Genomic DNA, 12,631 nt, shown 5'->3' on the forward strand with positions numbered 1-12,631 from the left:
GAATTCTGCGGACACCTGATCGGTATTTTTCCGATCAAACTCCGCCGTTCCATGACAACTCGGGCAGGGCATAACTCACCATCACGACAATTAACTCTCCGCATTCGCGGGGAACTTGTCGCGTTCTCATATGCGTGGAGCATGGGCCACGAGGGGGGAACGCCCCAACCCTATCGCGTGCACGGACATGCGAACGGCCCCACTCCGGATCAGTGGGGCCGCACACACGCAAGCGGGGTTCAGCAGCCTCCGGCGACCGCCGGAATGATCGAGATCCCGGCCCCCTCGGGAGTGGGAGTCTGCAGGCCATCGGCGAAGCGGACGTCGTCGTCGTTCACATAGACGTTCACGAAACGGCGCAGCTTGCCTTGATCGTCCAGCACCCGGCCGGCGATGCCGCGGTGGTTCTTCTCCAGGTCTTCGATCACCTCGGCCAGGGTCGCGCCCTCGGCGCTCACCTCTGCCCGCCCGTCGGTATACGTACGGAGGATGGTCGGAATTCGGACGTTCACGCTCATGATGCGAGGCCGGCCTCTCGGAAGGAGTCGAGTGTGGGACGAATGATCGCGCTCGGCCCCGTGGTGGGAGCGACCGCGTCGAGGGTCTTCAGACCGTCGCCGGTGTTGATCGCGACGGTGGTCTCGGCCGGGTCGATCCGGCCGTCCGCGACGAGCTTCGCCAGCACGCCGAAGGTCACGCCGCCCGCCGTCTCCGCGAAGACGCCCTCGGTACGGGCCAGCAGCTTCACCGCGTCCACGACCTCGGCGTCCGTCACGTCCTCCACCGCGCCGCCGGTGCGGCGGGCGATGTCCAGGACGTACGGGCCGTCGGCCGGGTTGCCGATGGCGAGGGACTTGGCGATGGTGTCGGGCCGCACGGGACGTACCACGTCGTGGCCGTCCTTGAAGGCCCGCGAGACCGGGGAGCAGCCCGCCGCCTGGGCGCCGAAGATCTTGTACGGACGCTCCTCGACCAGCCCCGTCGCGATCAGCTCCTTCAGCCCCTTGTCGATCTTCGTGAGCTGGGAGCCGGAGGCGACCGGGATGACGATGTTGTCCGGGAGCCGCCAGCCGAGCTGCTCGCAGATCTCGTACGCGAGGGTCTTGGAACCCTCCGCGTAGTACGGGCGCAGATTGACGTTCGTGAAACCCCAGCCCTCGCCGATCGGGTCACCGATCAACTCGGAGCAGAAGCGGTTCACGTCGTCGTACGTGCCCTCGATGCCGACGACGTCACCGCCGTAGACCGCGGCCATGACGACCTTCGCGTGCTCCAGGTCGTACGGGATGAACACGCACGAACGCAGCCCCGCCCGGGCCGCGGCCGCGCCGACCGCGCCCGCCAGATTGCCGGTGGAGGAACAGGACAGGGTGGTGAAGCCGAAGGCGCGGGCCGCCTCGACGGCGATCGCGACGACGCGGTCCTTGAAGGAGTGCGTCGGGTTGCCCGAGTCGTCCTTGACGTGCAGCCCGCCGGTCACGCCCAGCTCGGCGGCGAGCCGGTCGGCGCGGTGCAGCCGGGTGAAGCCCGGGTTCAGGTTCGGCTTGCCGGCCACGTCGGCGGGGACCGGCAGCAGCGGCGCGTACCGCCAGATGCTCCGGGGACCCGCCTCGATACGGGCACGGAGCCGGGCGGCGGACTCGGCGTCACCGCCGGGAAGTTCGTACGCCGCCTCCAGCGGCCCGAAACACGACTGGCACGCGAACACCGGACCCAGCGGCACCCGCTCCCCGCACTCCCGGCACGACAGCGCGACGGCAGGGCCCAGATCAGGGGCGCCGTCGACGGCGGTGGGGGTGGGAGCTGTGTCTACAGCCATACTGGCGAGGCCCTCTCTCCTCATCTTCCCCGCGACGCGTCTCGCCGCAGGACGGAATTGGCACCATCACCGTCCGGGGCCTCGCAGCGTCGCGAGTACCGGACGGAGGGTTGCCGGGGCTTCAACGGGCCGTTCCCTCTGCCCCTCTGGATGAGCTCTGTATGGCGCAGGACCGGCGGAGCCGTCCGGCGCTTTTGTCCGAGCGCGGACCCCGACATAGGGACGTCACGCACGTTGTTCAAGACTGTAACCGACGACCAGGACAGTTGTGAGGGCCGTCCGCTACGCGAGACGGCTCTCACACCGCACAGGACCACCGGCAAGGGGAGGCCCGCAGGTGCTCGATGACGTGGAGCAGTGGCTGAGGACGCGGTCCTGGTCCGCGGCGGACCGGCCGCCCGCGCGGCTGCTGGCGGCCAAGCGGGCGCTGGGGGCACGCGGGACGGTGAGCGTGGTGCTGCCCGCGCTCAACGAGGAGGCCACGGTCGGGGCGATCGTCGCGGCGATCCGCGCGGAGCTGATGACGTCCGCCGAGGGCGGCGGGCTCGTCGACGAACTGGTCGTGATGGACTCCGGCTCCACGGACCGTACGGCGGAGGTCGCCGCCGCGGCCGGCGCGCGGGTCGTGCACCGCGACGACGTGCTGCCGCGGATGCCGGCGGTGCCGGGCAAGGGCGAGGTGCTGTGGCGGTCACTGCTGGTGACGAGCGGCGAGATCGTGTGCTTCGTGGACGCGGACCTCCGGGACTTCGACACGGCGTTCGTGAGCGGGATCGTGGGGCCGCTGCTCACGGAGCCGGACGTGGAATTCGTGAAGGCGGTCTACGACAGGCCCCTGGACACCGCCCCGGCGGCGCAGGGCGGACGGGTGACCGAGCTGGTGGCACGGCCGCTGCTGAACCTGCACTGGCCGCTGCTGGCCGGCTTCGTCCAGCCGCTCGGGGGCGAGTACGCGGCGCGGCGGTCGCTGCTGGAGCGGCTGCCGTTCCCCGTCGGGTACGGGGTGGAGCTGGGCCTGCTCGTCGACGCGCTGCACACCGTGGGGCTGGACGCGCTGGCCCAGGTCGACGTCGGCGTCCGCCGCCACCGCCACCAGGACGACCGCGCGCTGGGGCGCATGGCGGCGGCGATCTACCGCACGGCGCAGTTGCGGCTGGCGCGGGGGCACCTGGTGCGGCCGCGGCTGACGCAGTTCGACCGGGGGGCTGACGGGGCGTTCGAGCCGCGGACGTACGGGGTGGACACGGAGGAGCGGCCGCCGATGGGGGAGATCCGGGAGTACCGGAGCCCTCGTCGGGCGGGCCGCGGCGGAGAGGCGGAGCCGGGAACGACGGTGGCGTAGCCCTCGCCGGGCGGGCGACACCCGGGGGGGCTACGGGGCTGAGCTGGGAGGAGGGGGATCCCCGTACCCGCCCCTTCCCGAAACTCGGGGCTGCGCCCCGAGACCCGCCGGGGGCTCCGCCCCCGAACCCCCTCGGGGCTCCGCCCCGGGACCCCGGCGGGGCTGCGCCCCGGCCCCCCACGGGACTCCGTCCCGAACCCTTTGGGGCTCCGCCCCCGGGCCGCGGCCGGGCTCAGTTCCGGACTCCCACGGGCTCCGTCCTCAACCTCCTCGGGGCTCCGCGCCCAGACCCCGACCGGGCTCCGGCCCAACCCCACGCGAGGGCCGCGCCACACCCTCGAACCCCGGCCCCTCCCGGCCCTCGAACTTCCGGCCTCCCCCGGCCCCACCGCCCCACGTGCCCCCACCGGTATCGGCCACACCGCCTCGCTTGCGTTTCGGAGGGCCCCGGCGTGGCTAGGCTCGGCGCATGGTCGCGTCCCCCGGTGCTCCCCTGCTCGTCGCCTCCAACCGCGGGCCCGTCTCGTACGCCGTCGGTGACGACGGGGAACTCGCCGCCAAGCGAGGCGGTGGCGGGCTCGTTTCCGGGCTCAGTGCCGTGGGGCCCGAGGCCGGGGCGCTGTGGGTGTGTGCCGCGCTCGGTGACGGGGACCGGGAGGCCGTGCGGCGGGGGGTGGCCGAGCCGGGGGTGCGGATGCTCGGCATCGACCCGGACGTCTTTCACGACGCGTACAACGGCGTCGCGAACTCCGTCCTGTGGTTCGTCCACCACATGCTCTACGACATCCCCGTCTCGCCCGTCTTCGACGCGGAGTTCCGCCGCCAGTGGGCCGCGTATGAGACCTACAACCGCGCCTTCGCCGACGCCCTCGCCGACGGCGCGGCCGAGGGCGCGGCGGTGCTCGTGCAGGACTACCACCTGTGTCTCGTGCCCGGGATGCTCCGCGAGCGCCGCCCCGACCTGCGTATCTCGCACTTCACCCACACCCCCTGGGCACCCCCGGAGTACTTCCGGCTCCTCCCCGACGACGTCGCCGCCGCCCTCCTGCGCGGGCTGCTCGGCGCCGACCGCGTCGGCTTCCACACCCGCAGGTGGGCCGAGGCGTTCGCCGGGTGCTGCCGCGACGTGCTGGGCGGTGAGGCGAATGTCGCCTGGGCCGGGGAGGAGGCGCGGAGGGAGCGGACCACCCGGGTCGACGTGCACGCCCTCGGCGCCGACGCCGACTTTCTGCGCGAGCGGTCGCGGCGGCCGGACGTGGCCGAGCGGATGGCGGCCCTGCGCGAGCAGATCGGCGGCGCGGACCGCGAGGTCGTCGTGCGGGTGGACCGGACCGAGCTGTCGAAGAACATCGTCCGCGGGCTGCTCGCGTACCGGCGGCTGCTGGAAGCGCGGCCGGAGTGGCGCGGGCGGGTGGTGAAGCTGGCGTTCGCGTATCCGTCGCGGCAGGACCTGGCCGTGTACCGGGACTACACCGCCGAGGTGCGCCGCATCGCCGAGGAGATCAACGAGGCGTACGGGACGGACGGCTGGCAGCCGGTCGTGCTGCACGTCGAGGACGACTTCGCCCGCTCGCTCGCCGCGTACCGGCTGGCGGACGTGGCGCTGGTCAATCCGCTACGGGACGGGATGAACCTGGTCGCGAAGGAGATCCCGGTGGTCTCGGACGACGGCTGCGCGCTGGTGCTGTCGCGGGAGGCGGGCGCGTACGCGGACCTCGGCGAGGACGCGCTCGTGGTGCACCCGTACGACGTGGAGGCCACGGCGGAGGCGCTGCACGCGGCGTTGTCGATGCCGCGCGACGAACGCGCCCGGCGGACGAAGCGGCTGGCGGGGGCGGCGACGGCGCTGCCGCCGCAGGCGTGGTTCCTGGCGCAGTTGGACGCGCTGCGGGGGTAGTCCGCGGTAACTGCCGCGCCGCCGTCAGCGGCGGTGGCGCTCCTGGAAGCGGGCCGCCTTGGCGCGGTTGCCGCATCCCTCCATCGAGCACCAGCGGCGGCGGCCGTTCTTGCTGATGTCGTAGAACCACAGCACGCACTCGGGGTTCGCACAGCCGCGGACCCGCTCCGGGTGCTCCTCGTACAGCCGGACCAGATCGGCCGCGGCGATCCAGGCCGGCAGCCACGCGGGGTCGTCCACGACGACCTCCGAGGTGGCGCGGCCGGCGCGCAGCAGGGGGCGGCGGGCGCCGTGGGCCAGTATCTCGTCGAGCGGCTGCTCGTCCCCGTCGAGGGCGGCGCGCAGGGCGGCGCGGGCGGCGGTCAGCGGCTCGCGTACGGCGGCGGGGTCGGGGGCGCCGGCCGCGGGGCCGGACAGGCCGTGCTCGCCCAGCCAGCTGCTGACGCCGCCGGGCTCGTAGAAGAAGTCGACGGGGCTCCCCTGGTCGATCCACCAGGTGTTCACCAGGTCCAGGGCCAGCGGTTCGCCGGTCAGCGGTCGTGCCATACGAGCCAGTGTAACCGTTGAAGTGGAGTTGACGGGTTGGCGGGGGCGGGTTAGGTTTCTCTCGTCGATAACCGTTCAAGTTCATTTAGATGGTTGGAGTTCGCCGTGACCGTACGCCACCGCACCGCCCGCATCGACGGCCTCGACGTCTTCTACCGGGAGGCCGGCGACCCGGGTGCGCCGACGCTCGTGCTGCTGCACGGCTTCCCGACCTCCTCCGTCGGCTTCGCGCCGCTGATGGCGGAGCTGGCCGACGAGTTCCACCTGATCGCCCCCGACTACCCCGGCTTCGGGCTCAGCTCCGCGCCGCCGGCCGGCGAGTGGGCATACACCTTCGACCATCTCGCCGACGTCGTCGACAAGCTGCTCGATCAGCTCGGCGTCCGGCGCCACGCGATCTACGTCCACGACTACGGCGCCCCGGTCGGCTTCCGCCTCGCCCTGCGCCACCCCGAGCGCATCACGGGCATCGTCAGCCAGAACGGCAATGCCTACGACGAGGGCTTCACCCCCTTCTGGACCCCGATCCGCGCCTACTGGGCCGACCCCACGCCGGCCAACCGCGACGCGCTGCGCTCGCTCCTCACCCCGGACGCCACGCACTGGCAGTACGGCCACGGCGTCCCGGACACCTCGCTGGTCGACCCGGCGCTGGCGGTGCACGACCAGGCTCTGCTGGACCGGCCGGGCAACCAGGAGATCCAGCTCGACCTGTTCCTCGACTACGGCACGAACCCCGGCCGGTACGCCGACTGGCAGGAGTATCTGCGCGTGCAGCAGCCGCCGGTCCTCGCGGCCTGGGGACGGCACGACGAGATCTTCGGGGCCGACGGGGCGCGCGCCTTCGCCCGGGACGCGAAGGACGCGCAGGTGCAGTTGCTGGACGCCGGTCACTTCCCGCTGACGACACGGTTCGCGCAGAGCGCCGGGCTGATACGGGACTTCCTGCGCCGGCTCTCCGACTGACGGGGGGCGACGGCGGCCCGGCGGCGGCTGACGGCGCGGGACTGCGGGCCTGACGGCCCGGGGCTACGTGCCGAGGGCCGTCGCCAGGGCCGTCAGGAAGTCCACCACGCCCTGCGGTCCGTCGACCGTGAGGTCCGCGCGGTCCGCCAGCGCGTCCGCGCCCTCGCCCGTCGTCGCCGCGCTGCACACCAGCAGGCCGGCGACGCCCTCCGGGCGCAGTGCGTCCACGGCGTCGTAGGCCGCGAGGTCGCCGAGGTCGTCGCCGGCGTAGAGGACGGTGCGGGCGCCGGTCTCGCGGGTCAGGGCCGTCAGGGCGCGGCCCTTGTCCATGCCGGGAGGGCGGAGTTCGAGGACGAAGCGGCCCGGCTCGACCACGAGGCCGTGGGCCGCCGCCAGGTCGTCCAGCGGCTTGCGCAGTGCGTCGGCGGCCTCGGCGGGGTTGTCGGCGCGGCGGGTGTGGACGGCGACGGCGCGGCCCTTGTCCTCGATCCACGTGCCCCGCCAGGCGCCCGCCGTCTCCAGCACGCCCGGCAGCTCGGCCTGCACCGCGGCCACGCCGGGGTGCGGGTCGGGCGTGCGCAGGGTGCCGGTGGCGGCGTCCCACTGCTCGTCGCCGTAGTGGCCGAGGACGCGCAGGTGCGCCAGGCCCGCGACGCCGGCGAAGCCGCCGTACCGCACGGCGACGGCGGCGGGCCGGCCGGTGATGACGGCGACGGTCCCGACGCGCGGCGCGACCCGGGCCAGCGCGGGTACGGCGCCGGGGTGGGCCCGCGCGGAGTCGGGGTCGGGGACGATCGGGGCGAGGGTGCCGTCGAAGTCGAAGGCGACGAGGGCCTGTTCCGGGCCGGCGAGGAGCGCCGCGAGGCCGGCGCGGCCCGCCTCGGTACGCGGAACGGGGAGCTGTGCTGCGGAGGTGCTGCCCATGTCCAGGACCCTACCGGCCCGCGGTAACGTGCAGGGCATGTCGGAGGCTGTGCTGACCGAGCGGGACGTGGCGATCCTCGCGCTGGAGAAGCGCGCGTGGCCGGGTCCGGGCGCGAAGGAACGGGCGATACGGGAGCGCCTGGGGCTCTCCCCGACGCGGTACTACCAGCTTCTCAACGCGCTCCTGGACGACCCCCGCGCACAGGAGCACGATCCGGTGACCGTCAATCGCCTGCGCCGTGTCCGGCAGGCCCGCCGCGACGCCCGGGAGGGCTGACGCGCGCCTGCCCCCGGATCCGGGGGGCCGCGGGGCCCGTACGACCGGCAACGACCGGGGGCGGCTCACTCCTCCGTCGTGGAGGCCGACTCCGCGATGCTCTGCAGGTTCGTCAGCACCCGCTCCGGGGGCTCGCCGCCCGACTCGGCCGCCTTGCCTATCTGCTTCTTCAGCTCCGCGTTCACCCGCGCCCACGACGTCTTGTTGTCCGGGTAGAAGACCGCGGACTGGAGCTGGTCCAGGAACGGCTGCAGGTCCTTGCGGCCCCGGCTCAGCTTGTCCACCCCGGAGACCGTCGTCGGCAGCAGGTCGTAGCGCTGCGCGAACTTCAGCACGTTGGTGTCGTCGAAGAGGACGTTGAGGAACTTGCCGATCTGGGAGCGGTGGCCGTTGGCCTTGAACGCCATGATCCAGTCGGCGACGCCCATCGTCGCCTCCGAGGGCCCGTCGCGTCCGGGCAGCTTCAGGGCGATGCCGAAGTCGACCTTCTCCCGCCGCAGTTCCTGCATCAGCGTCGGGTGGCCGAAGATCATGCCGACGTCGCCCTTGACGAAGTCGGCGAAGGCGGTGCGTCTGTTGGTCTCGGAGGGCGCGGCGTAGGTGAGGCCGGCGCCGACGAGGTTGTCGCGTATCCAGTTGAAGGTGTGGATGTTCTGCTCGGAGTCGATCGTGTAGCTGCCGACGTCGTCCGTGTACGCGCCGCCGCCGCTGATCATCCACATCAGCGTCTCGCCCTGGGCCTCCTCGGGGCCGAGCGGGAGCGCGTACGGGACCTTCACCCCGGTGTCCTTGAGCGCCTGCGCGACGTCGAGGAGTCCGTCCCAGTCCTCGGGTGCGTCCTCGGGGTCCGTGCTCAGGCCCGCGTCCTCGAAGAGCGACTTGTTGTAGAAGAGCAGCCGCGAGCTGGAGACGAACGGCATGCCGTACTGGACGCGGTTGACCTCGCCGGCGGCGGCGAGGTTGGGCACGAAGTTGGCCTGGGTGGGGATGGAGAGCAACTCGTCGGTGCTGTAGAGCATGTCGCGGGAGCTGTACTCGGCGTACGGGCCCATCTGCGCGATGTCCGGCGGGTTGCCGTCCTTGACCATCTTGTCGACCTTGGCGTCGATGTCCTCCCACGGGATGATCTCGATATCGACCGAGATGCCCGGAGTGTCGTTGGAGAACTTCGCGGCCAACTGCTCCCAGTAGCGCCGGGCGGTGTCGGACTCGCCCGTGCCGTACTCGGCGGCCACCAGCTTCAGCGTGACGTCACCGCCGCCGCTGCCGTCCCCACACGCGCTCAGCGGCAGGGCAGCCGCTCCCGCGGCACCGGCTGCCGCCTTCAGAAATCCACGCCGCTGCACAGCTTTAGCCCACCTTCAGAATTATCTGAGGGGGCGAGTCTGACCGGAACGCCCCTCCCAGGTCTACACCAGACGGATATCACTTCCGTAACCACCTCCCCTTCGTGCCATTGCCGCACGGGGTACCGGCCTGATAGGGAGGCGGCGAGCTGAACCGCACACCAACGACCGCGGAACGGCACGAAAGCACCCACGATCGCAACGACGCGCGTGGCGACGTACGTCCACGAGCACACCCAGGGAGCCGCACCTCATGGCAGCCGCAGAGCCGTCCCGCACCGCCGCCGAGATAGCCACCCAGCCGAGTTGCTGGCGCCGAGCCCGGCAGGAGGCGGCGACCGTCGCCGGGCTGCCGCACCCCGGGGAGAAGGTCGCGGTGGTCGGCTGCGGCACGTCGTGGTTCATGGCGCAGGCGTACGCCGGGCTGCGGGAGGCGGCGGGCCAGGGGCACACGGACGCCTACGCCGCCTCGGAGTTCCCGGCCGGCCGGCAGTACGACCGGATGGTGGCGATCACCCGGTCCGGGACGACGACCGAGGTGCTGGACCTGCTCGCGGCGGTACGGAACGGGGCCGCCGGGACCGCGACCACCGCCCTCACCGCGGACGCGGGGACGCCGGTCGCCACGGCCGCGGACGCGCTGGTCACGCTGGCGTACGCGGACGAGGAGTCGGTGGTGCAGACCCGGTTCGCGACGACGGCGCTGGCGCTGCTGCGCGCCGGTCTCGAACTGCACGGGCCGCCGGCGGCGGGGGTGAAGTCCGTCACGGACGCCGCGGTCGACGCCGAGTTGGCGGTGACGCAGCCGCTGCCGCCGGAGCTGGCGGCGGCGGTGCAGTGGACGTTCCTGGGCCGGGGCTGGACCTGCGGTCTGGCGGCGGAGGCGGCGCTGAAGATGCGCGAGGCGGCCGGGGCATGGACGGAGAGCTACCCGGCGATGGAGTACCGGCACGGGCCGATGGCGATCACCGGCCCCGGGCGGGCGGTGTGGCACTTCGGCGAGCTGCCGGAGGGGCTGGCGGCGGACGTGGGCCGGGTCGGCGGCCATCTGAGCGCGGGGTCGACGGCGCGGGGGCTGGACCCGATGGCGGACCTGGTACGGGCGCAGCGGCTGGCGGTGGCCGTGGCGGAGGCGAAGGGATACGACCCGGACCGCCCCCGGAACCTGACGCGCAGCGTCGTCCTGCGGTAGGCGATCGCGCGGTCACGTACGCCCTTCGGCTACGCCGTCCGTCCGCCCTCGCTCCCCCGTCCCACGGGGGCACTCAACCGGATACCGGGGAAAACCGGACCCGTCATCGCGACTGGACTAGACCTCTCGCCTCTTTACGGGCGAGACTGTCCCCCGTGAGACACGTCATCGCCCTGGATGTGGGCGGCACCGGGATGAAAGCCGCCCTCGTCGGGGCGGACGGCGCGCTGCTCCACGAGACCCGCCGGCCCACCCCGCGCGAGGCGGGGGCCGAGGCCGTCGTCGCCGCCGTGCTGGACTTCGCCGCCGATCTGCGGGACACCGGCGTGGAGAAGTACGGCGAACCGGCCGTCGCCGCCGGCGTCGCGGTGCCCGGGATCGTGGACGACGCCGAGGGCGTCGCGGTGTTCTCGGCGAACCTCGGCTGGCGCGACGTACCGTTTCGCCGCCTCCTCGGCGAGCGGCTGACCTGCCCCGTCGCCGTCGGCCACGACCTGCGCACCGGCGGGCTCGCCGAGGGCCGGCTCGGGGCGGCGCGGGGCGTGGACCGGTTCCTGTTCCTCGCGCTGGGCACCGGCATCGCCGCCGCCATCGGCATCGACGGCCGGATCGAGCCCGGCGCCCACGGCGGCTCCGGCGAGATCGGCCACGTCGTCGTACGCCCCGACGGGCCGCCCTGCGGCTGCGGGCAGCGCGGCTGTCTGGAGCGGCTGGCCTCCGCCTCCGCCGTCGGCGAGGCGTGGGCCACCGCCTGCGGCGACCCCGGCGCGACCGCCGCGGACTGCGCCAAGGCCGTCGAGTCCGGCGACCCGCTGGCCGAGGCCGTCTGGCAGGACGCCGTCGACGCCCTCGCCGGCGGCCTGATCACCGGCATCACCCTGCTCGACCCCCGCCGGATCGTCGTCGGCGGCGGCCTCGCCGAGGCCGGCGAGACCCTGTTCGTACCGCTCACACGCGCCGTCCGGGCGCGCATCACGTTCCAGACATTCCCCCAGATCGTCCCGGCGGAGCTGGGAGACGCCGCCGCCTGCCTGGGCGCCGGGCAGCTCGCCTGGGACCTACTCGCCACGGAGGTAACCGCCTGATGCGGGATTCGATGCGGGAGGGCGGCACGGTGCTCACCGGCGCCCGTGTGGTCCAGCCGGCCGGCACCGTAGAGGACGCCCGGCTCACCGTCGCGGACGGGCGGATCGCCTCGGTGGCACCGCGGGCCGGCACGGCGCGGGGTCCCGGCGAACCGCGGGACGACGGCGGGCCCGCGGCGCTCGACCTCTCCGGGCACTGGATCGTCCCCGGCTTCGTCGACATCCACGTGCACGGCGCCGGCGGCGCCTCGTTCTCCGGCGGCACCCACGAGCAGGCCCGCACCGTCATCGACACCCACCGCGGCCACGGCACCACCACCATGCTCGCCTCCACCGTCACCGGCGACCTGGACGACCTCGCCCGGCAGGCCGGCGTCCTCGCCGAGCTGGCCGAGGACGGCGAGCTGGCCGGCATCCACTTCGAGGGCCCGTTCATCTCCCCGCACCGCTGCGGCGCGCACCAGCCCGCGCTACTGCGCGACCCCGCGCCCGCCGACGTGCGCAAGCTCGTCGAGGCCGGCCGCGGGCAGACCCGGATGCTCACGCTGGCGCCGGAGCTGCCGGGCGGGCTCGACTCCGTGCGCCTCCTCGCCGACAGCGGCGTCATCGCCGCCGTGGGCCATACCGACTCCTCGTACGACGCCGTGCAGGAGGCCGTCGCGGCCGGCGCCACCGTCGCCACCCACCTCTTCAACGCCATGCCCGCGCTCGGCCACCGCTCGCCGGGGCCGGTCGCCGCGTTGCTGGAGGACGAGCGGGTCACCGTCGAGCTGATCAACGACGGCGTGCATCTGCACCCGGCGGTGCTGCAGTTGGCGTTCCGGACCGCCGGGGCCGGCCGGGTCGCGTTCATCACCGACGCGATGGGCGCCGCCGGCATGGGCGACGGCCGCTACCCGCTCGGCCCGATGGAGGTCGACGTGCGGGACGGCGTGGCGAGGCTGGTCGACGGCGGGTCGATCGCCGGCTCCACGCTGACGCTGGACACCGCGTTCCACCGGGCGGTCACCGTCGACCGCCTGCCGATCGGGGACGTCGTGGAGGCGCTGTCGGCGACGCCGGCGAAGGTGCTGGGCGCGTACGACCGGATCGGCTCGCTGGAGCCCGGAAAGGACGCGGACCTCGTCGTGCTCGACGCCCGGTTCGCTCTCGTCGGGATCATGCGCAAGGGTGCGTGGATCGTCGAACCCGGTAGCTGAGGCGCGCCGTCGGCGGCGCGTGCCGTCGACGGCATCGG

12 protein-coding genes and 1 riboswitch are annotated in these 12,631 nt (G+C 73.3%); of the genes, 7 read left to right on the forward strand and 5 right to left on the reverse strand.

Features of this window, described 5'->3' with window-relative positions; genetic code table 11:
- Positions 1-239: 239 nt before the first annotated feature.
- Positions 240-518: a MoaD/ThiS family protein gene (locus ABGA99_RS28410; protein ID WP_047017340.1), complete on the reverse strand. Its 279-nt coding sequence runs from the start codon at positions 516-518 to the stop codon at positions 240-242.
- Positions 515-1,819: a threonine synthase gene (gene thrC, locus ABGA99_RS28415; RefSeq protein WP_347575066.1), complete on the reverse strand. Its 1,305-nt coding sequence runs from the start codon at positions 1,817-1,819 to the stop codon at positions 515-517. Before thrC ends, ABGA99_RS28410 begins: the two co-directional genes overlap by 4 nt.
- A 17-nt stretch (positions 1,820-1,836) precedes the next feature.
- Positions 1,837-1,976: riboswitch (SAM riboswitch) on the reverse strand.
- Between the two features lie 180 nt (positions 1,977-2,156).
- Between thrC and ABGA99_RS28420 the strand changes: the two genes are divergently transcribed.
- Positions 2,157-3,161, forward strand: coding sequence for a glucosyl-3-phosphoglycerate synthase (locus ABGA99_RS28420; protein WP_347575065.1), 1,005 nt, complete (start codon positions 2,157-2,159; stop codon positions 3,159-3,161).
- A gap of 469 nt (positions 3,162-3,630) precedes the next feature.
- Entirely contained in the window at positions 3,631-5,058 is a 1,428-nt protein-coding gene (locus tag ABGA99_RS28425) for a trehalose-6-phosphate synthase (RefSeq protein ID WP_347575064.1), read from the forward strand.
- A 24-nt stretch (positions 5,059-5,082) separates the two neighbouring features.
- Here the strand turns inward: ABGA99_RS28425 and ABGA99_RS28430 are convergent, their stop codons facing one another.
- Positions 5,083-5,604 (reverse strand): CGNR zinc finger domain-containing protein, encoded by a 522-nt coding sequence (locus ABGA99_RS28430; RefSeq protein WP_347575063.1) that lies wholly within the window; start codon positions 5,602-5,604, stop codon positions 5,083-5,085.
- Between the two features lie 105 nt (positions 5,605-5,709).
- Between ABGA99_RS28430 and ABGA99_RS28435 the strand changes: the two genes are divergently transcribed.
- Positions 5,710-6,570, forward strand: a complete 861-nt coding sequence (locus ABGA99_RS28435; RefSeq protein WP_347575062.1) for an alpha/beta hydrolase — start codon at positions 5,710-5,712, stop codon at positions 6,568-6,570.
- 63 nt (positions 6,571-6,633) lie between these two features.
- Here ABGA99_RS28435 and otsB read toward each other — a convergent pair whose 3' ends face one another.
- Positions 6,634-7,494, reverse strand: a complete 861-nt coding sequence (gene otsB, locus ABGA99_RS28440) for a trehalose-phosphatase (protein WP_347575061.1) — start codon at positions 7,492-7,494, stop codon at positions 6,634-6,636.
- 37 nt (positions 7,495-7,531) lie between these two features.
- Between otsB and ABGA99_RS28445 the strand changes: the two genes are divergently transcribed.
- On the forward strand, positions 7,532-7,771 hold the full coding sequence (locus ABGA99_RS28445) for a DUF3263 domain-containing protein (protein WP_347575060.1): 240 nt from the start codon (positions 7,532-7,534) through the stop codon (positions 7,769-7,771).
- A 65-nt stretch (positions 7,772-7,836) separates the two neighbouring features.
- Here the strand turns inward: ABGA99_RS28445 and ABGA99_RS28450 are convergent, their stop codons facing one another.
- A complete protein-coding gene (locus ABGA99_RS28450; protein ID WP_347575059.1) occupies positions 7,837-9,117 on the reverse strand; it encodes an extracellular solute-binding protein in 1,281 nt (426 codons plus the stop codon).
- A gap of 253 nt (positions 9,118-9,370) precedes the next feature.
- On the opposite strand from ABGA99_RS28450, the gene ABGA99_RS28455 reads away from it, so the two are divergent.
- The 3 genes from ABGA99_RS28455 (at position 9,371) to nagA (ending at position 12,593) form a co-directional block, all read left to right on the forward strand.
- Positions 9,371-10,309, forward strand: a complete 939-nt coding sequence (locus tag ABGA99_RS28455) for an SIS domain-containing protein (RefSeq protein ID WP_347575058.1) — start codon at positions 9,371-9,373, stop codon at positions 10,307-10,309.
- 155 nt (positions 10,310-10,464) lie between these two features.
- The gene (locus ABGA99_RS28460; RefSeq protein WP_347575057.1) at positions 10,465-11,394 is read left to right on the forward strand and encodes an ROK family protein; all 930 of its coding nucleotides are present in this window, start codon (positions 10,465-10,467) and stop codon (positions 11,392-11,394) included.
- Positions 11,394-12,593, forward strand: a complete 1,200-nt coding sequence (nagA, locus tag ABGA99_RS28465; RefSeq protein WP_347575056.1) for an N-acetylglucosamine-6-phosphate deacetylase — start codon at positions 11,394-11,396, stop codon at positions 12,591-12,593. The genes ABGA99_RS28460 and nagA overlap by 1 nt, the downstream gene beginning before the upstream one ends.
- The last annotated feature ends 38 nt before the right edge of the window (positions 12,594-12,631 follow it).

The sequence above is a fragment of the Streptomyces sp. B5E4 genome (assembly GCF_039871555.1).
Taxonomy (GTDB): Bacteria; Actinomycetota; Actinomycetes; order Streptomycetales; family Streptomycetaceae; genus Streptomyces.

What these genes read in the sequence shown, in the direction of transcription:
- ABGA99_RS28410 (WP_047017340.1), bottom strand. Translation starts at nt 518, where the DNA reads ATGAGCGTGAACGTCCGAATTCCGACCATCCTCCGTACGTATACCGAC.
- thrC (WP_347575066.1), bottom strand. Translation starts at nt 1,819, where the DNA reads ATGGCTGTAGACACAGCTCCCACCCCCACCGCCGTCGACGGCGCCCCT.
- ABGA99_RS28425 (WP_347575064.1), top strand. Translation starts at nt 3,631, where the DNA reads ATGGTCGCGTCCCCCGGTGCTCCCCTGCTCGTCGCCTCCAACCGCGGG.
- ABGA99_RS28430 (WP_347575063.1), bottom strand. Translation starts at nt 5,604, where the DNA reads ATGGCACGACCGCTGACCGGCGAACCGCTGGCCCTGGACCTGGTGAAC.
- otsB (WP_347575061.1), bottom strand. Translation starts at nt 7,494, where the DNA reads ATGGGCAGCACCTCCGCAGCACAGCTCCCCGTTCCGCGTACCGAGGCG.
- ABGA99_RS28445 (WP_347575060.1), top strand. Translation starts at nt 7,532, where the DNA reads ATGTCGGAGGCTGTGCTGACCGAGCGGGACGTGGCGATCCTCGCGCTG.
- ABGA99_RS28455 (WP_347575058.1), top strand. Translation starts at nt 9,371, where the DNA reads ATGGCAGCCGCAGAGCCGTCCCGCACCGCCGCCGAGATAGCCACCCAG.
- nagA (WP_347575056.1), top strand. Translation starts at nt 11,394, where the DNA reads ATGCGGGATTCGATGCGGGAGGGCGGCACGGTGCTCACCGGCGCCCGT.